The organism is Streptomyces sp. NPDC085931 (assembly GCF_044540565.1).
GTDB lineage: Bacteria > Actinomycetota > Actinomycetes > Streptomycetales > Streptomycetaceae > Streptomyces.
Map to the genome: position 1 here is coordinate 117,783 of NZ_JBITSK010000007.1, position 22,845 is coordinate 140,627.

21 protein-coding genes, 2 pseudogenes and 1 riboswitch are annotated in these 22,845 nt (G+C 72.3%); of the genes and pseudogenes, 13 read left to right on the top strand and 10 right to left on the bottom strand.

The features are described 5' to 3' along the window. The first annotated feature begins 69 nt into the window (after positions 1–69). A riboswitch (SAM riboswitch) is annotated at positions 70–225 on the top strand. Between the two features lie 18 nt (positions 226–243). The 6 genes from thrC to ACIGAN_RS16380 all read left to right on the top strand — a co-directional run bounded on the left by thrC (position 244) and on the right by ACIGAN_RS16380 (position 7,464). Further along, positions 244–1,530, top strand: a complete 1,287-nt coding sequence (thrC, locus tag ACIGAN_RS16355) for a threonine synthase (protein WP_365738143.1) — start codon at positions 244–246, stop codon at positions 1,528–1,530. An 84-nt stretch (positions 1,531–1,614) separates the two neighbouring features. Continuing rightward, positions 1,615–1,890, top strand: a complete 276-nt coding sequence (locus tag ACIGAN_RS16360; protein WP_010035955.1) for a ubiquitin-like small modifier protein 1 — start codon at positions 1,615–1,617, stop codon at positions 1,888–1,890. 456 nt (positions 1,891–2,346) lie between these two features. Then, entirely contained in the window at positions 2,347–2,550 is a 204-nt protein-coding gene (locus ACIGAN_RS16365; RefSeq protein WP_004986573.1) for a cold-shock protein, read from the top strand. Positions 2,551–2,880: 330 nt separating this feature from the next. Continuing rightward, positions 2,881–4,503: a chaperonin GroEL gene (groL, locus tag ACIGAN_RS16370; RefSeq protein WP_365089857.1), complete on the top strand. Its 1,623-nt coding sequence runs from the start codon at positions 2,881–2,883 to the stop codon at positions 4,501–4,503. Between the two features lie 159 nt (positions 4,504–4,662). Further along, the gene (locus ACIGAN_RS16375; RefSeq protein ID WP_399858093.1) at positions 4,663–5,814 is read left to right on the top strand and encodes an NADH:flavin oxidoreductase; all 1,152 of its coding nucleotides are present in this window, start codon (positions 4,663–4,665) and stop codon (positions 5,812–5,814) included. Positions 5,815–5,907: 93 nt separating this feature from the next. After that, on the top strand, positions 5,908–7,464 hold the full coding sequence (locus ACIGAN_RS16380) for a carboxylesterase/lipase family protein (RefSeq protein ID WP_399858096.1): 1,557 nt from the start codon (positions 5,908–5,910) through the stop codon (positions 7,462–7,464). A 4-nt stretch (positions 7,465–7,468) separates the two neighbouring features. Here ACIGAN_RS16380 and ACIGAN_RS16385 read toward each other — a convergent pair whose 3' ends face one another. The 4 genes from ACIGAN_RS16385 to ACIGAN_RS16400 form a co-directional block, all read right to left on the bottom strand. Then, positions 7,469–8,038, bottom strand: a complete 570-nt coding sequence (locus ACIGAN_RS16385) for a hypothetical protein (protein ID WP_365089838.1) — start codon at positions 8,036–8,038, stop codon at positions 7,469–7,471. Further along, entirely contained in the window at positions 7,986–8,861 is an 876-nt protein-coding gene (locus ACIGAN_RS16390; RefSeq protein ID WP_399858099.1) for a hypothetical protein, read from the bottom strand. The genes ACIGAN_RS16385 and ACIGAN_RS16390 overlap by 53 nt, the downstream gene beginning before the upstream one ends. A gap of 253 nt (positions 8,862–9,114) precedes the next feature. Then, positions 9,115–9,312 carry a DUF397 domain-containing protein gene (locus ACIGAN_RS16395; RefSeq protein ID WP_365738149.1) on the bottom strand — a complete coding sequence of 66 codons (198 nt, stop codon included), beginning with the start codon at positions 9,310–9,312 and terminating at the stop codon, positions 9,115–9,117. Beyond that, a complete protein-coding gene (locus ACIGAN_RS16400) occupies positions 9,296–10,135 on the bottom strand; it encodes a helix-turn-helix domain-containing protein (RefSeq protein ID WP_365738151.1) in 840 nt (279 codons plus the stop codon). Before ACIGAN_RS16400 ends, ACIGAN_RS16395 begins: the two co-directional genes overlap by 17 nt. A 114-nt stretch (positions 10,136–10,249) precedes the next feature. Between ACIGAN_RS16400 and ACIGAN_RS16405 the strand changes: the two are divergent. Beyond that, positions 10,250–10,441 (top strand): annotated as a pseudogene (locus tag ACIGAN_RS16405) (hypothetical protein); the annotation flags it as partial. A 189-nt stretch (positions 10,442–10,630) separates the two neighbouring features. Further along, a complete protein-coding gene (locus tag ACIGAN_RS16410) occupies positions 10,631–12,682 on the top strand; it encodes a hypothetical protein (protein ID WP_399858102.1) in 2,052 nt (683 codons plus the stop codon). A gap of 9 nt (positions 12,683–12,691) precedes the next feature. On the opposite strand, the gene murQ is transcribed toward ACIGAN_RS16410, so the two are convergent. Both murQ and ACIGAN_RS16420 read right to left on the bottom strand, forming a co-directional pair. Further along, positions 12,692–13,624, bottom strand: a complete 933-nt coding sequence (murQ, locus tag ACIGAN_RS16415; RefSeq protein WP_365089821.1) for an N-acetylmuramic acid 6-phosphate etherase — start codon at positions 13,622–13,624, stop codon at positions 12,692–12,694. A gap of 46 nt (positions 13,625–13,670) precedes the next feature. Continuing rightward, positions 13,671–14,606, bottom strand: a complete 936-nt coding sequence (locus tag ACIGAN_RS16420; RefSeq protein ID WP_399858106.1) for a MurR/RpiR family transcriptional regulator — start codon at positions 14,604–14,606, stop codon at positions 13,671–13,673. A gap of 55 nt (positions 14,607–14,661) precedes the next feature. On the opposite strand from ACIGAN_RS16420, the gene ACIGAN_RS16425 reads away from it, so the two are divergent. Beyond that, complete coding sequence (locus ACIGAN_RS16425; RefSeq protein WP_365738156.1) at positions 14,662–15,045, top strand: hypothetical protein; 384 nt, start codon at positions 14,662–14,664, stop codon at positions 15,043–15,045. 7 nt (positions 15,046–15,052) lie between these two features. Continuing rightward, on the top strand, positions 15,053–15,340 hold the full coding sequence (locus ACIGAN_RS16430) for a DUF4031 domain-containing protein (RefSeq protein WP_365738157.1): 288 nt from the start codon (positions 15,053–15,055) through the stop codon (positions 15,338–15,340). Here ACIGAN_RS16430 and ACIGAN_RS16435 read toward each other — a convergent pair. Then, positions 15,310–16,389 carry a GNAT family N-acetyltransferase gene (locus tag ACIGAN_RS16435; RefSeq protein WP_399858109.1) on the bottom strand — a complete coding sequence of 360 codons (1,080 nt, stop codon included), beginning with the start codon at positions 16,387–16,389 and terminating at the stop codon, positions 15,310–15,312. The two genes, ACIGAN_RS16430 and ACIGAN_RS16435, sit on opposite strands and share 31 nt — an antisense overlap. 10 nt (positions 16,390–16,399) lie before the next feature. Continuing rightward, the gene (locus ACIGAN_RS16440) at positions 16,400–17,062 is read right to left on the bottom strand and encodes a hypothetical protein (protein ID WP_399858111.1); all 663 of its coding nucleotides are present in this window, start codon (positions 17,060–17,062) and stop codon (positions 16,400–16,402) included. A gap of 47 nt (positions 17,063–17,109) precedes the next feature. Here ACIGAN_RS16440 and ACIGAN_RS16445 point away from each other — a divergent pair. Continuing rightward, positions 17,110–17,789: pseudogene (locus ACIGAN_RS16445) on the top strand (maleylpyruvate isomerase family mycothiol-dependent enzyme). Between the two features lie 109 nt (positions 17,790–17,898). Next, entirely contained in the window at positions 17,899–18,591 is a 693-nt protein-coding gene (locus ACIGAN_RS16450; protein ID WP_365089802.1) for a copper homeostasis protein CutC, read from the top strand. A gap of 14 nt (positions 18,592–18,605) precedes the next feature. On the opposite strand, the gene ACIGAN_RS16455 is transcribed toward ACIGAN_RS16450, so the two are convergent. Beyond that, the gene (locus ACIGAN_RS16455) at positions 18,606–20,645 is read right to left on the bottom strand and encodes a HelD family protein (protein WP_399858114.1); all 2,040 of its coding nucleotides are present in this window, start codon (positions 20,643–20,645) and stop codon (positions 18,606–18,608) included. A gap of 269 nt (positions 20,646–20,914) precedes the next feature. On the opposite strand from ACIGAN_RS16455, the gene ACIGAN_RS16460 reads away from it, so the two are divergent. Further along, positions 20,915–21,103 carry a hypothetical protein gene (locus tag ACIGAN_RS16460; protein WP_365089797.1) on the top strand — a complete coding sequence of 63 codons (189 nt, stop codon included), beginning with the start codon at positions 20,915–20,917 and terminating at the stop codon, positions 21,101–21,103. 16 nt (positions 21,104–21,119) lie between these two features. Here the strand turns inward: ACIGAN_RS16460 and ACIGAN_RS16465 are convergent, their stop codons facing one another. After that, positions 21,120–22,763, bottom strand: a complete 1,644-nt coding sequence (locus ACIGAN_RS16465) for a DNA repair helicase XPB (protein ID WP_365089794.1) — start codon at positions 22,761–22,763, stop codon at positions 21,120–21,122. Between the last annotated feature and the right edge of the window lie 82 nt (positions 22,764–22,845).

Below are 22,845 nucleotides of genomic sequence, written 5' to 3' on the forward strand. Positions count from 1 at the left end.
GGTTACAGTCTTGAACAACGCGGATGACCATCGCATGTCCGGGGTCGCCCGCCGCCTACAACCACATACAGCTCATCCAGAGGGGCAGAGGGAAACGGCCCGATGAAGCCCCGGCAACCCTCCAGTCGGTTCTCGTAGGTCACTGGCGACCACAGCGCGAGGCTCCCGGCTAGGGAAGGTGCCAAATCCGTCTCACGGCGAGATGCGTCGTGAGGAAGATGAGGAGAAAGGGCCTCGCCTCACATGGCTGTGCAGACTGTTGCAAGCACCACGAACTCCACCGTAGACCTCGGCCCGGCCGCCGCCCTGAGCTGCCGCGAGTGCGGTCACCGCGTGCCCCTCGGCCCGGTCTTCGCCTGCGAGGAGTGTTTCGGCCCGCTGGAGATCGCCTACGACTTCTCGGCCTACGACGCCGAGGAGCTGCGCAAGAAGATCGAGGCGGGCCCCGCGAACATCTGGCGTTACGCCCCGCTGCTGCCGGTCCCGGCCGACGTGGCGGACAAGCCGAACCTCAACCCGGGCTGGACCAAGCTCGTGCGGGCCGACAACCTCGCGCGTGAGCTGGGCGTCGACGCCGGCAAGCTCTTCGTCAAGGACGACTCCGGCAACCCGACGCACTCCTTCAAGGACCGTGTCGTCGCGCAGGCCCTGGAAGCGGCCCGCGCCTTCGGCTTCACCACCCTCTCCTGCTCCTCCACCGGCAACCTGGCCGGCGCGGTGGGCGCCGCCGCGGCCCGCGCCGGCTTCCGCTCGTGCGTGTTCATCCCGCACGACCTGGAGCAGGGCAAGGTCGTCATGGCCGCCGTCTACGGCGGCGAGCTGGTCGGCATCGAGGGCAACTACGACGACGTCAACCGCTTCTGCTCCGAGCTCATCGGCGACCCGGCCGGCGAGGGCTGGGGCTTCGTCAACGTCAACCTGCGGCCGTACTACGCCGAGGGCTCCAAGACGCTGGCCTACGAGATCTGCGAGCAGCTCGGCTGGGAGCTGCCCGACCAGATCGTGGTGCCCATCGCCTCCGGCTCGCAGCTCACGAAGATCGACAAGGGGCTCCAGGAGCTGATCAAGCTCGGGCTCGTCGAGGACAAGCCGTACAAGATCTTCGGTGCGCAGGCGCTCGGCTGCTCGCCGGTGTCCACGGCGTTCAAGGCCGGGCACGACGTGGTGCGGCCGCAGAAGCCGGACACGATCGCCAAGTCGCTGGCGATCGGCAACCCGGCGGACGGGCCGTACGTGCTGGACATCGCGCGGCGCACGGGCGGTGCGGTGGAGGATGTGACGGACGAGCAGGTCGTCGACGCGATCAAGGTCCTCGCGCGGACCGAGGGGATCTTCGCGGAGACCGCCGGTGGGGTGACCGTGGGTGTCACCAAGAAGCTGATCGAGAGCGGGCTGCTGGATCCGTCCAGGACGACTGTGGTGCTCAACACCGGGGATGGTCTGAAGACGCTGGACGCGGTGGCGGGCACGGGGCTGACGGCGACCATTCGGCCCAGCCTGGAGTCGTTCCGTGAGGCCGGGCTCGTCTGATCGTTGCCGTCTGCGGGCCGGTGGGGGTTGTTCAAGCAGTTCCCCGCGCCCCTGGGTTCGTCACCAACCGGAGGTTCTGAAGTCATGAGCGTCACCGTTCGCATCCCCACCATCCTGCGCACCTACACCGGCGGGCAGGCCGAGGTCGCCGCCGAGGGGGCGACCCTGGGCGAGGTCATCGCCGATCTGGAGAAGAACCACACCGGGATCGCCGCCCGCGTGTTGGACGACCAGGGCAAGCTGCGCCGGTTCGTCAACGTGTACGTGAACGACGACGACGTGCGGTTCGAGCAGGGGCTGGAGACGGCCACCCCGGACGGTGCCGGCGTGTCGATCATCCCGGCCGTCGCCGGCGGCTGAACCCGCCCCGACCGGTCGACCGGCTTGATTGTTACCTGGAGTAATGCCGGTCACGGAGAGTTCATCGAATTGCCCCCACCGTGAGAGAAGCGGAGGGGGCAATTCTGTGTGATTGAGCGCGGTACAGTTGGGGAACGCGATCCCGATCCGCTGATCGGAACCCTGAATTCCTGCCGCGAGCCCGACAAGATGTAGCCAAAGTGTGCGCGTCTTTCGCGGCTTTTGCGCATTTTATGTGGCCCGACTTGCCCTGAATTCAGGCGAATTCTCCCCACATTCCGGACCCGGTGCGTCCAGAATTCTCGTCCGATTGACCTGTTGCAGACGGCAGTTGGACAGATACATTCAGCCGCGGTCGACGCGTTCCGGCGCACGCCCCCAACCGTGGGGGGTGAGGTCTGACCCGGGTCCGCGAAGTGTGGATCTGTGCAAGGGCCAGTAATAGGGGAGTTAGGCATGGCTCAGGGCACCGTCAAGTGGTTCAACGCGGAGAAGGGGTACGGCTTCATCGCGGTCGACGGTGGTGCGGATGTTTTCGTCCACTACAGCGCGATCCAGATGGACGGCTACCGCACCCTGGAAGAGGGCCAGCGGGTCGAGTTCGAGATCTCGCAGGGCCAGAAGGGCCCGCAGGCCGACATGGTTCGCGTCACCGCCTGAACGCGCACCACGACCAACGCGCAAGCGACCGGTCTTCTCAGAAGGGCCCGCACCCCTCGGGGTGCGGGCCCTTCGGCCTGTTCAGGGGGGTGCCGGCGGGTGTTCGCCGGGGGCTGACGGACCGGCCCGATCCCCGGGAGGCGCTTGCACTCGCCATGCCCGAGTGCTAATCATTGCGTTAGCACTCTGAAGGTGAGAGTGACAACGTAAGGACCGGGTCGGTGAGGCCGCGGACCAGGTGGGGCAAGGAACCACCGGTCGGAGGCCGTCCGTCGCGGGCGCGGGCGCGGTCCGAAGTAATCACCCCCAGTCCTGGAGGGACCACTTCACATGGCCAAGATCATCGCGTTCGACGAGGAGGCGCGGCGCGGCCTCGAGCGCGGCATGAACCAGCTCGCGGACGCCGTGAAGGTGACGCTCGGCCCCAAGGGCCGCAACGTCGTCCTCGAGAAGAAGTGGGGCGCGCCCACGATCACCAACGATGGTGTCTCCATCGCCAAGGAGATCGAGCTCGAGGACCCGTACGAGAAGATCGGCGCCGAGCTGGTCAAGGAAGTCGCCAAGAAGACGGACGACGTCGCCGGTGACGGTACGACCACGGCGACCGTTCTCGCCCAGGCCCTGGTGCGCGAGGGTCTGCGCAACGTGGCCGCCGGTGCCAACCCGATGGCCCTGAAGCGCGGTATCGAGAAGGCCGTCGAGGCCGTCTCCGCCGCCCTGCTGGAGCAGGCGAAGGACGTCGAGACCAAGGAGCAGATCGCCTCCACGGCCTCCATCTCCGCCGCCGACACCCAGATCGGCGAGCTCATCGCCGAGGCCATGGACAAGGTCGGCAAGGAAGGCGTCATCACCGTCGAGGAGTCCCAGACCTTCGGTCTGGAGCTGGAGCTCACCGAGGGTATGCGCTTCGACAAGGGCTACATCTCGGCGTACTTCGCCACCGACATGGAGCGTATGGAGGCCGTCCTCGACGACCCGTACATCCTGATCGCCAACTCCAAGATCTCCAACGTCAAGGACCTGCTCCCGCTCCTGGAGAAGGTCATGCAGTCGGGCAAGCCGCTGCTGATCATCGCCGAGGACGTCGAGGGCGAGGCCCTGTCGACCCTGGTCGTCAACAAGATCCGCGGCACCTTCAAGTCCGTCGCCGTCAAGGCCCCGGGCTTCGGCGACCGCCGCAAGGCGATGCTGCAGGACATCGGCATCCTCACCGGCGGCGAGGTGATCTCCGAGGAGGTCGGCCTCAAGCTGGAGAACGCCACGCTCGACCTGCTGGGCAAGGCCCGCAAGGTCGTCATCACCAAGGACGAGACCACCATCGTCGACGGTGCCGGCTCCGCCGAGCAGGTCCAGGGCCGGGTCAACCAGATCCGCGCCGAGATCGAGAACAGCGACTCGGACTACGACCGCGAGAAGCTGCAGGAGCGCCTGGCGAAGCTCGCCGGCGGTGTCGCGGTCATCAAGGCCGGTGCCGCCACCGAGGTGGAGCTCAAGGAGCGCAAGCACCGCATCGAGGACGCCGTGCGCAACGCCAAGGCGGCCGTCGAGGAGGGCATCGTCGCCGGTGGTGGCGTGGCCCTGCTGCAGGCCTCCCAGGTCTTCGAGAAGCTGGAGCTCGAGGGTGACGAGGCGACCGGCGCCAACGCCGTGAAGCTCGCGCTGGAGGCCCCGCTGAAGCAGATCGCCGTCAACGGTGGTCTCGAGGGCGGCGTCGTCGTGGAGAAGGTCCGCAACCTCCAGGTCGGCCACGGCCTGAACGCCGCGACCGGTGAGTACGTCGACATGATCGCCGAGGGCATCATCGACCCGGCGAAGGTGACCCGCTCTGCCCTGCAGAACGCCGCCTCCATCGCCGCGCTGTTCCTCACCACCGAGGCCGTCATCGCCGACAAGCCGGAGAAGGCCGCCGCGCCCGCCGGCGGCGGCATGCCGGGCGGTGACATGGACTTCTGATCGACTCCGTCGGTCAACGTCCTTTCGGAGGGCGGTACTTCCTGCTCCGGCAGGGGGTGCCGCCCTTCGGCGTGTGCGGGATCACACAGGGCACGGGATGGCGGCGGCGGGCCGTGTGGTTGAACCTGAGGTCTCATGCGCATGCACATACTGCCTGGTATGCGCATCCTGTCCGGTATCCGAAGGAGCCCCCACGTGACCGTCGCCTCCCGCGCCGCCGAGATCCTGTCCAGGCCCGTCACCCTGGGCGGGCTGACCGTCCCCAACCGGATCGCCATGGCGCCGATGACGCGCATGTTCTCCCCGGGCGGTGTGCCCGGCGAGGACGTCGTCTCCTACTACGCGCGCCGCGCCGCCGCCGGGGTCGGCCTGATCGTCACCGAGGGCACCTACGTCGGGCACGAGTCGGCCGGGCAGAGCGACCGCGTGCCGCGCTTCCACGGGGAGGAGCAGCTCGCGGGCTGGGCGAAGGTCGCCGAGGCGGTGCACGCCGCGGGCGGCAGGATCGTGCCGCAGCTGTGGCACATCGGCATGGTCCGCAAGCAGGGCGACCCGCCCGTCGCCGACGCCCCGGCCGTCGGCCCCTCCGGCATCCGCACGGACGGCACCGAGGGCACCGGCAAGATCATGACGCAGGCCGACATCGACGCCGTCGTCGGAGCCTTCGCCGAGGCCGCCGCGGCCGCCGAGCGCATCGGCTTCGACGGTGTGGAACTGCACGGCGCCCACGGCTACCTGCTCGACCAGTTCCTGTGGGAGGGCACCAACCGCCGCACCGACGCCTACGGCGGTGACCGCGTCGCCCGCGCCCGGTTCGCGGCGGAGATCGTCGCGGCCGTCCGCGAGGCCGTCTCCCCCGGCTTCCCCGTGATCTTCCGCTACTCGCAGTGGAAGCAGGACGCCTACGACGCCCGCCTCGCCGAGACCCCGGAGGAGCTGGAGTCCATCCTCACCCCGCTGGCCGCCGCCGGAGTCGACGCCTTCCACGCCTCCACCCGCCGCTACTGGGTGCCCGAGTTCGACGACTCCGACCTGAACCTCGCCGGCTGGACCAAGAAGCTCACCGGCAAGCCCGCCATCACCGTCGGCTCGGTCGGCCTGAACGGCGACTTCATCAAGGCCTTCCAGGGTGAGGGCGCCGAGGTCGGCGACCTGGACAACCTCCTGGACCGCTTCGAGCGCGACGAGTTCGACATGGTCGCCGTCGGCCGCGCCCTGCTGCAGGACCCGCAGTGGGCGCGGAAGGTCCTGTCGGGCCGTTTCGACGAGCTGGCCCCGTACGACGCGGCGGCGCTGAAGACCCTCAGCTGACCCGAGGGCTCCGCACGGGTGCCTGGATCCGGTCGCCCCGGTCGAGGAAACTGGCCGAACGCCTGATCGCCGGCACCCGTGAGGAGACCCCAGATGACGACGACCGAGTCCCGCCCGCCCGCGGACGGCCCGTCCGAGCTGCCCGGGCCGGTGGTGCGCACCACCGCCGGCGCGGTGCGCGGACGGTGTGCGGAGGGGCTCGCGGTCTTCCGCGGCATCCCCTTCGCCGCACCGCCGGTGGGCGAGGCCCGCTTCCAGGCGCCGCGCCCGGCCCGGCCCTGGGACGGCATACGGGAGGCCTACGCCTTCGGGCCGCCGCCCCCGCAGGACCTCGGCCTGATGGGCGGCCCGGGCCTGTTCGACGTGCCGCAGGGCGACGACTGGCTCACGGTCAACGTCTGGACCCCCGCCCCCGACCCGGCGGCCCGCCGCCCGGTGATGGTCTGGATCTACGGCGGTGCCTACAAGCTCGGCCACGCCGGCAGCCCCGGCTACGACGCCCGGCACATAGCCGCCGACGGCGATGTCGTGGTCGTCACCTTCAACTACCGCGTCGGCATGGAGGGGTTCGCGCACATCGAGGGGGCGCCCGCCAACCGCGGACTGCTCGACCAGGTGGCCGCGCTTCAGTGGGTGCGCGACAACATCGGCGCGTTCGGCGGCGACCCGGAGCAGGTCACGGTCTTCGGTGAGTCGGCGGGCGCGGGGTCGGTGGCCGCGCTGCTGGTGATGGACCGGGCGGCCGGGCTGTTCCGGCGGGCGATCGCGCAGAGCGTGCCGGGGCCGTTCTTCTCCGCCGCGCTGGCCCGGGACATCGGCACCGCCCTCGCCGCCGAGGTGGGCCTGCGCCCCACGGTCGCCGACCTGTCGTCGGTGGACCCGCGCCGGCTGACGTCGGCGGGGGAGGCGCTGGGCCCGAAGATGCCGCGGTATCTCGACCGCTGGGGCCGGGCGGCGCCCACGGTGACGCCCTTCTCCCCGGTGGTCGACGGTGAGATCCTGCCGGCGGTCCCGTGGCGGGCGCTCGCGTCCGGGGCGGCGAAGGACGTCGCTCTGCTGGTGGGCCACAACCGCCACGAGTACCGCCTCTTCGCCGCCCTGGCCGGGCAGCTCGGGCAGGTCACCGACGAGCGGGCGGGCACGGCCCTGCGCCTGTTCGCCCCCGGCCCCGGCGGGGAGGCGGCCTACCGCGCGGCCTTCCCCGGCGCCTGCGCGAGCGAGCTGTACGAACGCGTCCAGACGGACTGGCTGTTCGCCATGCCCTCCCTGCACCTGGCCGAGGCGCACCGCGCGGGCGGCGGCAGCGCGCACGTCTACGAACTGACCTTCCCCGCTCCCTACGACGGCGGCGCGCTCGGCGCCTGCCACGGCCTGGACATCCCGCTGCTGTTCGGCACCTACGGGAAGGACCTGGGAGCGCTGCTGTTCGCGGGCGCCGAGCCGTCCGCCGAGGCCCTGGCGCTGTCGGCCCGCTTCCGCTCCTCCTGGACGGCGTTCGCGAGGACGGGCGACCCGGGCTGGCCGGCGTACGACGAGGAGCGGCGGCTGGTGCAGGTGCTGGACGCGGAGCCGGTGGTGGCGCCCTACCCGGAGGAGGCGGCCCGGCGCCTGTGGGAGGGGTACGAGTTCGCCCCGCTGCCGTTGCTCTAGGCGGTCACAGGTTGCCCATCGGCTCGATGTCGATCCGCACCGGCGTCCCCCACACCCGCAGCACCTCGTAGTCGGTGAACTCGTGCACCAGCCGGTACGCCATGGCGGCCCGGGGGGCGCGGCGCTGGGCGGCGATGTACAGCTCCGCCTCGCGGCGGTCCCGGCGCGGGGTGCCGCACAGCTGCCAGGTCTGGCCGTTCCACAGCTCCGGCAGCCAGCGCTGCTGGGGCTGCGGGCGGTCGCCGCGCACGCCGTACCGCGACTGGACGGGCTCGGTCTGCGGCTGGTGCGGGGCGGGCCCGTTGAACTCGTTCCGGCGGGCCGCCCTGCGCCGGGTCTCGCACAGCAGGCACAGGTCGGGCGCGGCCTCGTCGACCGGGCCGTTCGGGTGCTCGGGACAGCGGGTGCTGGGCGCGGCGTTCGAGACGCTCTCCTCCAGCAGGTCCAGGGCCCGCCGCAGATCCGCCTTCACCTCGTGCAGCTTGGCGTCGGGGGTGTCGGCGGTGAGGGCCTCCCCGTGCTCACCGAGAAGCCGGAGGGCACGGCCGAGTGCGGTCAGCTGGGCGTGGTTCATGCCGTCCATTGTCCCCGGTCGGCGGAATCCGCTCCCGGCGGCGCTGGTCCATCGCGGCGCGGATGCGGGCCGCGTGGTCGTGTACGGAGGGGGCGGGCAGGGGTGCGGGGGGTCGCGCGGGGGTGTTTTCGCCCCGGCAGGCGCTGCAACGACCCCCCGGCAGGGTCTCGGGGCGGCCCGGCGTGCCGCAGTTCGCGCACTCCAGGACCCGCAGGGGCGGGCGCGGGGCCGGTGGGGGCGGGAGCTTGCCGGTCAGGCGGGTGCGGACCAGGGCGGCGGGGTGGTGCACGGGTGTCGGCAGGCCGGCCGTGAGGGCGTGCAGGACGTCGTCCTCCGAGGCGCCCCGCTCGAACCACTGGGTCACCAGCGGGGCGAGCGCCGCGCAGTCGGCCTGGGAGAGCGACAGCACGGGGGCCGTGCGGCCGAGGGCGGCCAGGAGGGTCTGCGCCCGGGAGCGGGTGGGGCGCGGCGGTTCCTTGGGCACGTCCCCGCGGGTGAAGGCGGCCCACCAGTCGTCGTCCCGGGCCGTGCGGGACCACCACGATCGGGTGATCCAGCGGGAACTGCCGTCGTCGGCCGTGACGCACTCCCGGCCCCGGCGCAGATGCCCTGCCTGCTGGATGCGGTTGAGGGCGGTGCTCAGGGCGCACTGCCCGTACGGCAGCTGTTTGGCCAGCGTCTTCACGGAGATGTCGGCGCCGTCGGGGAGTCGGTCGAGGTAGGCGGCGATGGCGGCTTCGCGGGGTGGGAGGTGCGCGAAGTCGTGCGCTGTGGCGCGGAGTTGACCGGGAGTGGAGCGTTTGCCGTAGCCGGGGGCCGCCATTGGGTGCGCGGACGGGAGGGCAGCACTAAGCTGGGACTCAGCCATGGGACCGAACTGTTCCTTCGATCTCGTTGGTTAAGCCCCCGCAGGTGTTGGCGCACCGGGCGGGGGCTGTTGCTTGTCCAGGAACGTTAGAGGCAGGTGACTGTCCGTGGCAAGCCGGACGCGTCGCGTCAACTCGCGGGGTGGGAGGGCGGGTTGAGGCCCGCCTCCCACTCCTTGAAAAGAGGGCTCGAAGCCCGGGTCCCGAAGCTCAGGCCGTCCCGTCCTTGAGGTTCGCGACGAACGCGGCCCAGGCGGAGGCCCGGAACACGAGCTTCGGGCCGTGGGGGTTCTTGGAGTCGCGGACGGGGACGACGGCGGGGTGACCGCCGGCTACTTCGAGGCAGTTGCCGCCGCTGCCGCCGCTGTAGCTGGACTTGTGCCAGCGGGCCTCAGTGATGCTCCTCATGGGCGTAATCCTCCGCCATCGCCTCCATGACGGCCAGGGAGTTCTTCGGGGAGAGCGCGCAGGCCGTGAGGAGCTGGTAGGTGAACTTCTGGTGCTTGACGACCGCCGGGTCGTCGTCCAGCCGTCCGGTGCCCACGCCTTCGAAGTAGACCAGCGGTGGGGCGTCCTCGAAGTCCATCAGCTTGACCGAGCCCTCCATAGCGGGGTGTGCTCCCGCGTCGAACGGCAGCACTTGGACGATGACCCGGCCGCGGCGGCTCAGGTCCGCGATGTGGCGTAACGCCTCTGCCATCACCCCGGGTCCCCCGGTCACCCGCCGGAGTGCGGATTCGTCAAGCACGGCCCACAACAAGGGCTCTGTTGGATGGCCGAGCAGGCGGGCGCGCTCGATCCGCGCGGCCACGAGCTCCTCGATCTTCTCTTCGGGAGCCGTCGGCTGGTAGGCCCGGCAGACGGCTCGCGCGTAGGCAGGCGTCTGGAGCAGGCCGGGGATCAGGAGGGGTGCGTACTCCCGGATCTCGGTCGCCTCCGCCTCCGCTTCCGCCGCCTCCGCGAAGTGCTCCGGATACCTCGACTTCGCCGCCGCCCCGCAGTGCCGCTGGAAGAAGTCCTCCGTCCCCAGCGCCTCGTCCAGCAGACGCGCGTACTCCCGCTGCATCCTGCGCGTGCCCGCCTCCAGCTGCCCGATGAACGAGCCGCTCACGAACAACCGCTGGCCCAGTTCCTCCTGGCTGAGGCCGGCCTTCTCGCGGGCGTGGCGGAGTTCGGCGCCCAGCAGGGCCCGCGGGGAGGAGGACGGGTCGAGATCCCTGGATCCGGGCATGGGCAACTCCCTGTCGTACACATCGGGTTGTTGGACCGCCGTATCTGGCCAGGTTAGAGGCGGATCGGACACGCTGTGTGGCGAATGGCCAACTCAGCGTGGAGGTAGGAGAACGTGCGGTCGACCGAAGAGATCGTGGAGTCACTGCGGGACGCACTCGCGGGAGTCGGTGTCGTACTGCCGTCCCTGTGCGTCGACCCTGTCACGGCCGCGAGCGACGAGCCGTTCGCCCTGGTCGATCTGGGGCGGTGCAACGTGCGGACGGCCGAGCAGCTGACCGAGGTGCTGCGGTCGCTGCCGGTGGGTGAGGCGTTGCGGGCGCGGGTGCGGCAGGTCAACCGGGAGATGAAGGCGCGGTGACGTGAAGGTGATCGGCGGATGGACTACAACCATTCGCCCGTCATCGTCGTCGAACAGGTGTATCGCGCGTACACCCCGGCGTCCGCCCCACCGCACGCCACTCCGGAAGACCGATTTCCTCAGAGAAAGCCTGCCATGACGCTCCGTTGGTGGTGCGGTGTCCTGCGTGTGCGTGGGAAGACCGACCTGTTTCTCGTGTTCCTGTTCGCCGCCGCTTTCGCCGCCCTGCCCGTCTTCGCGCTGCTCCCGTCGCTGTGGGGCTTTGCCGCCGCCTCGTCCGTGAGTTACGCCGCCGACGAGGTCCTGCACGTGCGCGCTCCCGCCTTCGTGCGGCGGCTGGCCGCCCTGCAACTGACGCGGACCATGCGGTTCGCCGTGCGGACGGTGATGCTGCTCGCCCTGGCCGACCGGATGGACGCGCCGGGTGCCCTGCTGGTGGCCGCGCTGGCCGTGTTCAGCGCGCACTTCGCACTGGTCGTGCTGTACACGGCCGTACATCACGCCATCCGGCGCCGGCGCGTCCTGCCGGTGGTCGTGCGCAACCTCGACATGAGCGGGGCCGGCATCCCCGAGGCGCCGCCCGCCCTGCTCTACCGGCGTTTCCTGCGCAAGCTGCTGCATCTGGACCTGCCGGCCCACGCCGGAGTGCTCACCGCGCTCGCCGTGGGGGCGTGGCAGCCCGCCGGTGCCGGGTTCGCGCTGACCGCCGGGCTGACGGCGGCGGCCGTGCTGGCGCTGCTGGGTCAGTTGCGCCGGGCGCGGCGGATGCCCCCGGACGACCGGGTGCTCGCCGAGGTGAACCGGCAACTCGCCGCGTACCGCCCGGAGGTGGCGCTGTACTTCAGCTTCGCGTCGGTGTCCCGGGACTTCATGTACCAGGTCAACATGTGGATCGAGACGCTGGAGCGGCTCGACCGGCGGCCGCTGATCATCCTGCGGGAGCGGGCCTCGTTCCGCTATCTGAGCCGTACGTCGATCCCGGTGCTGTGCGTGCCGAAGGCCGACGACGTGGCCCAGCTGGAACTGCCCGAGCTGCGGGTCGTGCTCTATCCCGGCAACGCGGGCAAGAACGTGCACATGCTGCGGGTCGCCGAGGCCAAGCACGTCTTCATCGGGCACGGCGACAGCGACAAGCTCGCCAGCAGCAACCGGGTGAGCAAGGTGTACGACGAGATCTGGGTCGCCGGGCGGGCCGGGCGCGACCGGTACCAGCGGGTGCGGCACGCCATCAGCGACTCGGCGATCGTCGAGGTGGGTCGTCCGCAGCTGTCGTCGATCCGGCTGCACGCGGACCATGTGCCCGGACCGCTGCCGACCGTCCTGTACGCGCCGACGTGGGAGGGCTGGAGCGACGACGACTGCCACACGTCCCTGATCCCGATGGGCGTGACGCTGGTCGAGAAGCTGCTCGCTGAGAACGTGCGGGTCCTCTACAAGCCGCACCCCCTGACCGGCAAGCGCTCCCGCGCCGCCGCCGAAGCCGACCGGGCGATCCGGGAGTTGCTGCGCGCGGACAACGAGCGGCGGGACGGGGAGCGGGGCGACCGGGAGCGCGTGGAGGCCGCCGTCGCCGCCGCCCGGCCGCGGCTCGCGGAGATCCAGGCCCGGCTCGGCGAGCTGTCGGGACGGCTCGGCGGGGACGACGCCCAGCAGACCCGCGAGGCGCGTCTGCCCGACCCCGACGGCGAGGCCGAGTGGCACGAGCTGCGGGCCGAGTGGCACCGGATCTTCTGGGAGAGCCGGGGCGCCGTCCGGCACCAGGTGATCCTCAAGCAGCTGCCGACGCTGTACGAGTGCTTCGACCAGGCCGACCTGCTCATCAGTGACGTGTCGTCCGTGGTCGCGGACTTCGTGGCGAGCCTCAAGCCGTACGTCCTGACCAACGCCGACGACCTGTCCGACGAGGTCTTCCGGGCCTCCTACACCACCGCCGGGGGCGCGTACCTGCTCGACCGGGACTGCACCCGGCTGCCGGAGATCCTCCGCGCGGTCCGCGCGCCGCTGCACGACCCGATGGCCGCGGAGCGCCGCGTGCTCAAGGAGTACGTCCTCGGCCCGGACCACCCCACCTCCATGGAGCGGTTCAACGCGGCCGTCAACGCCCTGGCCGAACGGGCGGCGGCGGAGCGGGAGCAGCAGGAGCGGGACCAGCGGGAGCGGGAGGCGGTCGGGCAGCTCTCCGGCTGAGCGCAGAGCCTACGGCCGGGCCTCCAGGGCCGCGCGCAGGTGGCCGTCGGACTGCTCCAGCAGGCGGGCCGCCGTGGGGCCGTCCACGCCGGCCAGGATCGTCAGGATCGCGTTCTTCACCTCGCCGTCGGTGGCGGCCAGGGCCCGCTCGATCTCCTCGTCGCCGGCGCCGGTGGCGAGGGCGACGATGCGGTGGGAGCGGGCGCGTAGCTTGGCGTTGGAGGCGCGGACGTCCACCATCAGGTTCCCGTACGTCTTGCCGAGCCGGATCATCGTGATCGTCGACAGCATGTTCAGGACGAGCTTCTGCGCCGTGCCGGCCTTCAAGCGGGTGGAGCCGGTGAGCAGTTCGGGTCCGACGACGATCTCGATGCCGTGCTCGGCGGCCGCCGCGAGCGGGCTGCCGGGGTTGCAGGACAGGCCGACGGTGAGGCAGCCGCGGTCCCGGGCGTGCTCGACCGCGCCGACGGCGTAGGGCGTGCGGCCGGACGCCGAGATGCCGACCACCGTGTCGTCGGGGGTCAGCCCGAGCGGCTCCAGATCGGCCCGGGCCAGCTCCCGGGAGTCCTCCGCGCCCTCGACCGAGGTGACCACGGCCCCCGGCCCGCCCGCGATCAGGCCGACGACCCGGGAGGGGTCGGTGTTGAACGTGGGCGGGCACTCGGAGGCGTCCAGGACGCCCATCCGGCCCGCCGTGCCGGCGCCCGCGTAGACCAGGCGGCCGCCCCGGGCCATCCGCCGCGCCACGGCGTCGATCGCGGCGGCGATCTCGGGCAGCCGCGCCGCGACCGCACCGGCGACGGTCGCGTCCTCGCCGTTCATCAGCCGCGCGATGTCCAGGGTGGGCAGCCGGTCGATGTCCGCCAGCTCCGGCCGGAAGGCCTCGGTGGTCAGGGACTCCAGCTCTGCTCGGACGTCACGGGGGTCGGAGGTGGAGGTCATGGACGGCTCTTTCCGTGTCTTTCCGGTGCGGTGCGGGGCGGCTGCCTCAGGAACGATGCCGGTGGGCCAGCGCCTCGTACGACGCCGACAGCGCCGGCGCCGCCGTCTCGTACGTGCGCTGCGCCACCCCCACGAACAGGCAGTCCACCACGAGGAGCTGCCCGGTCCGGGACGACATGGCCGCCGGGCGCAGCTCGCTCTCGCGTGCGGTGGACGTGGTCAGGACGTGGTCGGCGTACTGCGTGACCGGCCCGTCGGGGCGGCCGGTGATCGCCACCGTCGTCGCCCCGCGCTCGAAGGCGACCCGCAGCGGCTCGATGACGTCCCCGGTCGACCCGGAGTGCGTGATGGCGATCGCCACGTCGCCCGCGCGCAGTTGCACGGCGTTGGTGACGGCCAGGTGCGGGTCGCTGTGGGCGTGCGCCATCAGCCCTATGCGCAGCAGCTTCTGCGTGAGGTCCTGGGCGACGAGCCCGGACGCCCCGACCCCGTACACGTCGGTGCGGCGGGCGCCGGCCAGGGCGGTGACGGCGGCGCCCAACTGGACCGTGTCGAGCCCGGCCGCGGTGTCGGCGAGGGTCTGCTGCTCGTCGTAGGCGAGTTTGGCCACCACGTCGGCGATCGGGTCGTCCACCGCGATGTCCGTCGTGATGGCCGGGGCGCGGCCGGACTGCTGCTGGGCGGCGAGCCCGGCGAGGGCCAGGCGCAGGTCCCGGTAGCCCGGATAGCCCAGCAGCCGGGCGGTGCGTACGACGGTCGCCTCGCTGGTGCCGGTGAGCTCGGCGAGGCCGGTGACCGTGAGGGCCGCGCAGCCGGCCGGGTCGTTCGCCACGGCCTCGGCGACGCGCTGCATGGAACGCGTCATGGACGGGGCGAGTGTGCGGACCTTGGCCGCGAGGGCGGCGGGAGCGGGCGGGGTGCCGCCCGTGCCGCCGGGGCCACCGCGCTCGCTGGCGAAAATTTCCTTCACTCTGCGGGTCACCTGTGAAAGATATTTTCGGCTCGGCGTCGGGGTCAAGAGTGCGCACAATGGGGGCATGGACCCCATCAGCCCCCTGGAGCAGACGCTGCACGCCGCGCGCGCCCTCGTGCTCGCCGACCTCGTCGCGGGACGCGTCGCGGACGCCGACGTCGTGTCGCTGGTGGAGCAGTCCATCACCCAGCGGCGCTGGTGGGTCGAGCAGTGGCCGGAGGGCGCGCAGTTCGTCGCCGGCCTGGTCGCGCAGGACGTCCAGGACGCCCTGCTGGAGCGGTACGGCCGCTGGCCGCTGTGCCCCGTGTGCGGCACGGGCGAGCCGCACGCGCTCGACGTGGAACCGGAGTTGGGGCCCGACCCGCACTGGGTGTGCACCGAGGCCGGGGTGAAGGTCGCGGCCGTGGGAGCACTCGGCGAGGCCCTCGGCGGGCCGGCGTCCTCGTGAGTCCGGCGTGACGATCTACATCGACCCGCCCACCTGGCCCGGCCACGGCCGCCTCTGGTCCCACCTGGTCAGCGACGTCTCCTACGACGAACTCCACACCTTCGCCGCCCGCCTGGGCGTGCCCCGCCGCGCCTTCGAACGCGACCACTACGACATCCCCGCCCAGCGGTACGCGGAGGTGGTCGCCGCCGGGGCCGTGGAGGTCAGCAGCCGCGAGGTGGTGCGGCTGCTGCACGGCTCGGGGCTGCGGCGGCGCAAGGGGCGCTACCGGTCGCCGGACGCGCCCAGTTCGTAGGTCAGGAGCTCGGGATCCTCGGCGACGCGGGTGAACCCGGCCCGGGCGAGGACGTGCTGCGAGGGCAGGTTGCCGCGCTCGACGTTCGCGACGACGACCCGCGCCTCCGGCCGGGCCAGCGCCCAGGACGACAGCGCGCGCAGGGCCTCGGTGGCGTAGCCGTGGCCCCGCGCCGCCTCGACCAGGTCGTAGCCGACCTCGACCCGGCCGTCCCCGTCCGGGACGCCGTGGAACCCCATGGCGCCCAGCGCGCGGCCGTCCTCGCGGCGGACCAGCACGTACATGCCCCACTCCGGCCGGTGGACGCCGTCCTCGTACTGCTTGTACACAAGTCCGGCGCCGACCCGGGTGCCCTCCACCGGCCCGCCGTCGAGCCAGGCGAAGCCGCCGTCGCCGACCGTGGACAGATCGGCGGCCGCGGCCGGGGTGACGCCCTGGAGGGTGAGCCGCTCGGCGTCGATGACCAGGTTGTTGCTCCACCGCCAGTCGGTGACGGGCGCGCGCCCGGGCAGCTCGCCGCGGCCGGTGGCCCACAGCAGGGTCCGCCAGGGGGTGGGGCCGGGCTGGACGTGCGGGAAGATCCGGGTGAGGACGAACGCGCACAGCGCCGGGTCGGGTTCGTAGGCGACGCCGAGCCCCTCGGCGATGTCGTGGGTGTGCAGCAGCACCTCGGCCACGCCCATGGCGGCGAACCCCTCGCGGTCCGCGCTGCGGAACGGGTACGGGTGGAAGGCCCGCACCTCGCGCGGGGTGGTGCGGACGGCGGCGGCCAGCAGCGCGCCCATGGCCGCGATCACCCGCAGCGCGCCCGCGTTGCCGGTGCCCTCCTCCAGCGAGATCTCGAACGGGCCGTACCCCTCGGTCTCCCGCCCCGCGAGCTGCCCCGCGTAACTGATCAGGTCGTCCGCGATGTGCTCGGCCGTCTCCCGGCAGCTCCACTCCAGCCGCCCGGCCCGCACCCCCGTCCAGTCCCGCCCGGCGACGGCCCCCAGCACGCCCACGCACTCCGCTACGGCCTGTTCCACCTGTTCCGCGCCCGTTGTCCACATGGTGGGCAGGCTACGAGGGATCGGGCGCGGGGAGCGACAGCATTTCCAGCTCGGCGGTGAGGTTGTAGCGGGCCGTCGCCTCCCAGCGCTCCGCCCCGTACGGGGTGCGGAACAGCCGGGGCAGGGCGAGGAGCCGGCGCAGGATCTCGGTCCGGCCGGTGCGGAAGGCGTCGCTGGGGACGAAGTGGTACTCCTCGCGGACCGCGGTCGTGTACGCGGCGTACGCCGACGGGGGCGAGGCGAGGATCGCCAGGTCGGCGTCGCACAGGACCTGGCCGTCGGGGTCGTCGTCCGCCGGGTCGTGCGTGACCGTGAGGCGGACCAGCCGGGCCACCTCGGCCGTCGTCGCGTCCGGAACACCGGCTTCCGCCAGGGCCCGTTCGGCGAGCCGCGCGGAGCGCTCCTCGTTCTCCGAGCGGTCGGGCAGATAGACCGCGTCGTGGAACCAGGCCGCCAGCCGGACCGCCTCCGGGTCCCGCGCGTACTCCTCCAGCAGGTCCACGCGGTCCAGGACCGCGGCCAGGTGCTCGACCGTGTGGTAGCGGCGCTGGGGCTCCTGCCAGCGGCCCAGCAACTCCTCGGCGTACGGCGCCGGGTCGGGCCCGCCGGCCGGCCCGCGGGCCGCCTCCAGCGTGCGGGCGAAGCGGGTGCGCAGGGTGTCGAGATCGGCCATGGGGTCATTCTCCCGCCGACCGGGGCGCGGCACCTAGCGTGGGGTGCATGACGACTCCTGCCGATGTGCACGACGTACGGGACCCCGAGCAGCCGGGCCGGCTGCTCACGATCGAACGTGACGCGCTGATCCCGCTGTTGCGGGGCAGGGCCGGGGAGGACTTCGCGCGGCCCGTCGCCGCGTGCCCGGGCTGGACGGTGCGGGACGTGCTGGCGCACTGCGCGGCCGCCCTGACGCGGGTGGCGCAGGGCCGGTTCGAGCCGGGCGTGTTCTCGCCCGCGTCCAACGACCGGGACATCGCCGAACGGGCCGGCTGGAGCGAGGCGCGGGTCGTCGACGAGCTGGAGCGCGGGATGACCGGGGCGGGGCCGGTGATCGCCGCGGCGGACGGCGCGCTGGACGGCCTGGCGCTGGGGGAGTGGGTGCACGCCGGTGACGTGCGCGAGGCCCTCGGGGAGCCGGGCGCCTACGGCGGGGCCGGGCTGCCGGACGCGCTCGCCCTGCTGGCCCGGCTGACCCGGGAGCGGGGGCACGTGCCGCTCCACGCCGACCTCGACGACCTGGACGAGCCGCTGCGGCTGGGCGAGACCGGCGGGGAGCGGCCCCCGGGCCGGTTCATCGGGACGGGCCGACCCTGGTGCGGCTGTACGCGGGGCGGCCGGTCGACGGGGCTCCCGCGTTCGAGCTGGCCGGGGTGGAGGCGGCGGAGCTGAACATCTACGGGTGACGGCCCGGGCCCCGGAGGGTGCTTGGGAGCCGGCCGGAGTGGGCAGCGTAGTCTTTGATTGGACTAGACCTGTCGTCGAACGCCGACGCCATGCCGACGAAGGGGCCCCATGAGCAAGCGTGCAGTCCTGGAGGTGATCGCCCTCGGGGTCGAGGACGCGGTCGCCGCCCAGGCGGGCGGAGCGGACCGCCTCGAACTGGTCACCGACATGGCGGCCGACGGGCTCACCCCGCCGGCCGCGACCGTCGCGGGGATCCGGCGTGCCGTGGACATCTCGCTGCGGGTGATGATCCGGCTGGCGGACGGTTTCGCGGCCGGGGACGTGGACCGGCTGGCCGGCGCGGCCGAGGAGCTGCGGGAGGCCGGGGCGGAGGAGTTCGTGCTCGGCTTCCTCGACGAGGGGGGCTCGGTGGATCTGGCGGCCGTGGAGCGGGTGGTGGCGGCGCTGGACGGCTGCCCGTGGACGTTCCACCGGGCCATCGACCGGGCCGCCGACCGGGACGCCCTGCGCAAGCAGCTGGACGGGATGCCGGGGCTCGACACGTATCTGACGGCCGGGTCGGCGGACGGGGTCGACGGCGGGCTGCCCGTGCTGATCGCGGAGGCCGGGCGGGCCGGGGAGCCGGGCTACGGACAGCAGTTGCTGGTCGGCGGCGGGCTGCGGCTCGACCACGTGCCGGTGCTGCGCGAGGCCGGGGTCGACGGGTTCCACATCGGCGGGGCGGCCCGCCCCGGGGGCTGGGACGAGCCGGTCTCCGCCGAGGCCGTCGCCCGGTGGCGGGCCGCGGTCGACGCTTCCTGAAGCGTGCCCGGCGCTTACCCGAGCTGCTCCGGCAGGGGGGCCGCGTGGGTCACCGTCAGGCCCGAGACCGCTCGGGTGAGGGCCACGTACAGGCGGCGCAGGCCCGTGCGCTCGTCGGGTTCGCCGTCGACCACCGCGCTCGGCTCGTCCAGGACCACGTAGTCGTACTCCAGGCCCTTCGCCAGCGACGCCGGGACCAGGGTCAGGCGCGTGTCTTCGGTGGTCTCCTCACCCGGCCCGAGATACGGGATCCCGGCCGCCGTCAGGGCCGCGGCCAGCTCCGGCACGCGCGCGTCCGCCGCGATCAGGCCCGTCGAGCCCTCGTGGCGCAGCGACTCACGGCAGGCGGCGACCACGTCGTCGGTCCCGGAGACCTGCCGGACCTCGAAGTGGCCCGGGTTCTCCCGGATCGACACCACCGGCGTCAGGCCCGGGGCGATGTGCGGCAGGAGGCGTGAGGCGTAGGTGATGACGTCCGTGGGGACACGGAAACCGGCCGTCAGCTCCTCGATCACGGCGTCCTGCTTGCCCAGGTGGGTCAGGGCCTCCTGCCAGCTGCGCGTCGCCCACGGCGTGGTGCCCTGCGCCAGGTCGCCGAGGACCGTCGCGCTGCCCGTGGTGCAGCGGCGGCCCACCGCCCGGTACTGCATGGGGGAGAGGTCCTGTGCCTCGTCGAGGACGACGTGCCCGAGGGAGTGCGTGCGCTGCACCAGGTCGGTGGCCTCGTCGATCAGCACGGCGTCCGCGGTGCTCCACCGGGCCGACTTCACGCTGCGCGCCGGCTTCGCCCAGAGGATCGCCTTCTGCTCGTCCGCGTCGAGGATCCCCTCCGCGTGCGTGGCGAGGAACTCCGCGTCCGACAGCAGCCGCAGCACCAGTTTCGCCGGGTCGACGGGCGGCCAGATCGCCTTGACCGCGGCCTTGACCGCGCTGTTGCGGGCCACCGCGTCCTGCACCCGGTCGTCGGGCGCCTCGCCGGAGCGTTCCATCTGCACCAGCACGGCGTGCGCGATGCGCTGCGGCAGGGCCTCCCGGGCGGCGCCGTAGCGGATGTCGCGGTCGAGCAACTCGCTGACGAGGTCCGCCAGTTCGTACGCCGGGACCCGCCAGCGGCGCGAGCCGCGCACCACCACGACCGGCTCGGTGGGCGGCGTGACGTGGGAGTAGAGGGCCCTGCGCAGCACCCGCGCCATGCGGGCGTCGCCCTTGACGACCGCGGCCGTGGCGTCGTCGGTGCCCCTGATCTCGACGTGCGCGACCAAGTCCTCGACGGTGGCCTGCTGGACGGTCAGCTCGCCCAGGGCCGGGAGGACCTGCTCGATGTAGCTCAGGAAGGACCGGTTCGGCCCGATGACGAGCGTGCCGGTGCGGGCGAGCCGCTCGCGGTGGGCGTAGAGGAGGTAGGCGACCCGGTGCAGGCCGACGGCGGTCTTGCCGGTGCCGGGACCGCCCTGCACGCACACCGTGCCCGACAGACCGGACCGGACGATCTCGTCCTGCTCGGGCTGGATCGTGGCGACGATGTCCCGCATCGGGCCGACGCGCGGCCGTTCGATCTCCTGCTGGAGCAGCTTGCTGGTGCGGGCCGCCTCGCCCGGGTCGGAGAGGTGCTCGTCCTCGTACGCCGTGATGTCGCCGCGGGTGTAGCCGAAGCGGCGGCGCAGCGCGATGTCCATCGGGTCTTTCTTGGAGGCCCGGTAGAACGGCTGCGACACCGGGGCGCGCCAGTCGATGACCATGGGGTCGCCGTCCTGGTCGTGCACATGCCGCCGCCCGATGTAGAAGCGCTCCCCGTCCGCCCCTTCGGCCCGGTCGCTGCCCGGCGCGTGCAGATAGTCGAGCCGGCCGAAGAACAGCGGGGTGTCGCTGAGGTCGGCCAGGGCCTTGACGCGCTCCTCGATCTGGCGGGCGAGCACCTGCGCGTTGACCCAGTTCGCGCTGACGTCGCTGATGTCGAGGGCCTCGACGTCCTCGCGCATGGCGCGCAGGGCGGCACGGGAGGCGGCGAGGTGGGAGCGCTCACGCGCGAGCGGGTCGTCGACGGGCGTGGACAAGGGGGTGCCTCCGGAAGGACCTGCTGGGGAAGGACGGTGAGATGCCGGCCGGTTTCCGTCCGGTCGGCGGCACTCCGTGAAGGGAGGCGGGCAAGAGCGGAGATTGTAGGGGAGCGGGGCCGGTGCACGCGAACGGTTTTCCCGTCCCCTAGGGGACGCCGCCCTCCTCCCTGAGGGGCCGGCGTCACCCCGGGGACGTACGCGGGCCCCCGGCAGGTTCGGTCCCGAGACCGACGCGGGTCTTACGGGGCGAAACGCACCATGGAGACATGAGCGCAGCAACCATCCACCCCGCCCCGGCACCGGGCCGCCCGCCCGGCGCCACCGCCGTGTCCGGCAGTCACCGCCATCTCCTCGGCGACGCCCTGCGCGCCGTCAGGGTCTTCGCGGGCGCCGCCTTCGACGTGGTCATCCTCGGCGAGTACGGAGAGGAAGTCGGCCTCGTCCGCCGCAGGTGACCGGCCCGGGCCGGTGTCAGTTCTCCGCGAGCAGCTCGTCGGCGTCCATGATCCGGTACGCGTACCCCTGCTCCGCCAGGAAGCGCTGCCGGTGCGCGGCGAAGTCCTGGTCGATGGTGTCCCGGGCGACCACGGAGTAGAAGTGCGCCTGGTGGCCGTCCGCCTTGGGCCGCAGCACCCGGCCGAGGCGCTGGGCCTCCTCCTGCCGTGAGCCGAAGGTGCCGGAGACCTGGATCGCCACCGTGGCCTCCGGCAGGTCGATCGAGAAGTTCGCGACCTTGGACACCACCAGCACGCTGATCTCGCCCTCGCGGAAGGCGTCGAAGAGCTTCTCCCGCTGCGCGTTCGACGTCTCGCCCTTGATCACGGGCGCCCCGAGGTGCTCGCCGAGCTCGTCGAGCTGGTCGATGTACTGGCCGATCACCAGGATCTGCTGCCCGGCGAAGCGCCGCACGATCGCCTCCGTGACCTTCCGCTTGGTCGCGGTCGTCGCACAGAAGCGGTACTTCTCCTCCGCCTCGGCCGTGGCGTACGCGAGCCGCTCGGAGTCCGTGAGATTGACCCGGACCTCCACGCAGTCGGCGGGCGCGATGTAGCCCTGCGCCTCGATCTCCTTCCACGGCGCGTCGAACCGCTTGGGCCCGATCAGCGAGAACACGTCCGACTCGCGGCCGTCCTCCCGGACCAGGGTGGCGGTGAGGCCGATCCGGCGGCGCGCCTGCAGGTCCGCCGTGAACTTGAAGACCGGCGCGGGCAGCAGGTGCACCTCGTCGTAGACGATCAGCCCCCAGTCCCGCGAGTCGAACAGCTCCAGGTGCGGGTAGACGCCCTTCCGGCGGGTCGTCAGCACCTGGTACGTGGCGATCGTGACGGGCCGGATCTCCTTCTTCGTCCCGCTGTACTCGCCGATCTCCTCCTCGGTGAGCGAGGTCCGCTTCACCAGCTCGTGCTTCCACTGCCGGGCGGAGACCGTGTTCGTGACGAGGATCAGGGTCGTCGACTTCGCCTGGGCCATCGCCCCGGCGCCCACCAGCGTCTTGCCCGCGCCGCAGGGCAGGACGACCACGCCCGAACCGCCGTGCCAGAAGTTCTCCACCGCCTGCTTCTGGTACGGCCTGAGCGCCCAGCCGTCCTCGGCCAGCTCGATCGGGTGGGCCTCGCCGTCGACGTACCCGGCGAGGTCCTCGGCCGGCCAGCCCAGCTTCAGCAGCGTCTGCTTGATCTGGCCGCGCTCGGAGGGGTGCACGGCGACCGTGTCCGGGTCGATGCGGGCGCCGACCAGCGGGGCGATCCGCTTGGACTTCAGGACCTCCTCCAGCACCGGGCGGTCCGTGGTCGTCAGGACCAGGCCGTGCGCGGGGTGCTTGGAGAGGGTGAGGCGGCCGTAGCGGTCCATCGTCTCGGCGACGTCGACCAGCAGCGCGTGCGGCACCGGGTAGCGGCTGTACTGCACGAGCGCGTCCACGACCTGCTCGGCGTCATGCCCGGCCGCGCGGGCGTTCCACAGGCCCAGCGGGGTCACCCGGTAGGTGTGGATGTGCTCCGGCGCCCGCTCCAGCTCGGCGAACGGCGCGATGGCCCGACGGCAGTCGTCGGCCTGCTCGTGGTCGACTTCCAGGAGCAGGGTCTTGTCGGACTGGACGATGAGAGGTCCGTTCAACGCGGGTCCCTTTCTGGAGGCGGCACCCTGGCGTGAGTGCTCGGCCAAACGTCCAGTGTGCCTGATCGTCGGCGTGCGGCGG

Coding starts and splice junctions, on each gene's coding strand:
- thrC (WP_365738143.1), top strand. CDS start 244: ATGGCTGTGCAGACTGTTGCAAGCACCACGAACTCCACCGTAGACCTC.
- ACIGAN_RS16360 (WP_010035955.1), top strand. CDS start 1,615: ATGAGCGTCACCGTTCGCATCCCCACCATCCTGCGCACCTACACCGGC.
- ACIGAN_RS16365 (WP_004986573.1), top strand. CDS start 2,347: ATGGCTCAGGGCACCGTCAAGTGGTTCAACGCGGAGAAGGGGTACGGC.
- groL (WP_365089857.1), top strand. CDS start 2,881: ATGGCCAAGATCATCGCGTTCGACGAGGAGGCGCGGCGCGGCCTCGAG.
- ACIGAN_RS16375 (WP_399858093.1), top strand. CDS start 4,663: ATGCGCATCCTGTCCGGTATCCGAAGGAGCCCCCACGTGACCGTCGCC.
- ACIGAN_RS16380 (WP_399858096.1), top strand. CDS start 5,908: ATGACGACGACCGAGTCCCGCCCGCCCGCGGACGGCCCGTCCGAGCTG.
- ACIGAN_RS16385 (WP_365089838.1), bottom strand. CDS start 8,038: ATGAACCACGCCCAGCTGACCGCACTCGGCCGTGCCCTCCGGCTTCTC.
- ACIGAN_RS16390 (WP_399858099.1), bottom strand. CDS start 8,861: ATGGCGGCCCCCGGCTACGGCAAACGCTCCACTCCCGGTCAACTCCGC.
- ACIGAN_RS16395 (WP_365738149.1), bottom strand. CDS start 9,312: ATGAGGAGCATCACTGAGGCCCGCTGGCACAAGTCCAGCTACAGCGGC.
- ACIGAN_RS16400 (WP_365738151.1), bottom strand. CDS start 10,135: ATGCCCGGATCCAGGGATCTCGACCCGTCCTCCTCCCCGCGGGCCCTG.
- ACIGAN_RS16410 (WP_399858102.1), top strand. CDS start 10,631: ATGACGCTCCGTTGGTGGTGCGGTGTCCTGCGTGTGCGTGGGAAGACC.
- murQ (WP_365089821.1), bottom strand. CDS start 13,624: ATGACCTCCACCTCCGACCCCCGTGACGTCCGAGCAGAGCTGGAGTCC.
- ACIGAN_RS16425 (WP_365738156.1), top strand. CDS start 14,662: ATGGACCCCATCAGCCCCCTGGAGCAGACGCTGCACGCCGCGCGCGCC.
- ACIGAN_RS16435 (WP_399858109.1), bottom strand. CDS start 16,389: ATGTGGACAACGGGCGCGGAACAGGTGGAACAGGCCGTAGCGGAGTGC.
- ACIGAN_RS16440 (WP_399858111.1), bottom strand. CDS start 17,062: ATGGCCGATCTCGACACCCTGCGCACCCGCTTCGCCCGCACGCTGGAG.
- ACIGAN_RS16450 (WP_365089802.1), top strand. CDS start 17,899: ATGAGCAAGCGTGCAGTCCTGGAGGTGATCGCCCTCGGGGTCGAGGAC.
- ACIGAN_RS16460 (WP_365089797.1), top strand. CDS start 20,915: ATGAGCGCAGCAACCATCCACCCCGCCCCGGCACCGGGCCGCCCGCCC.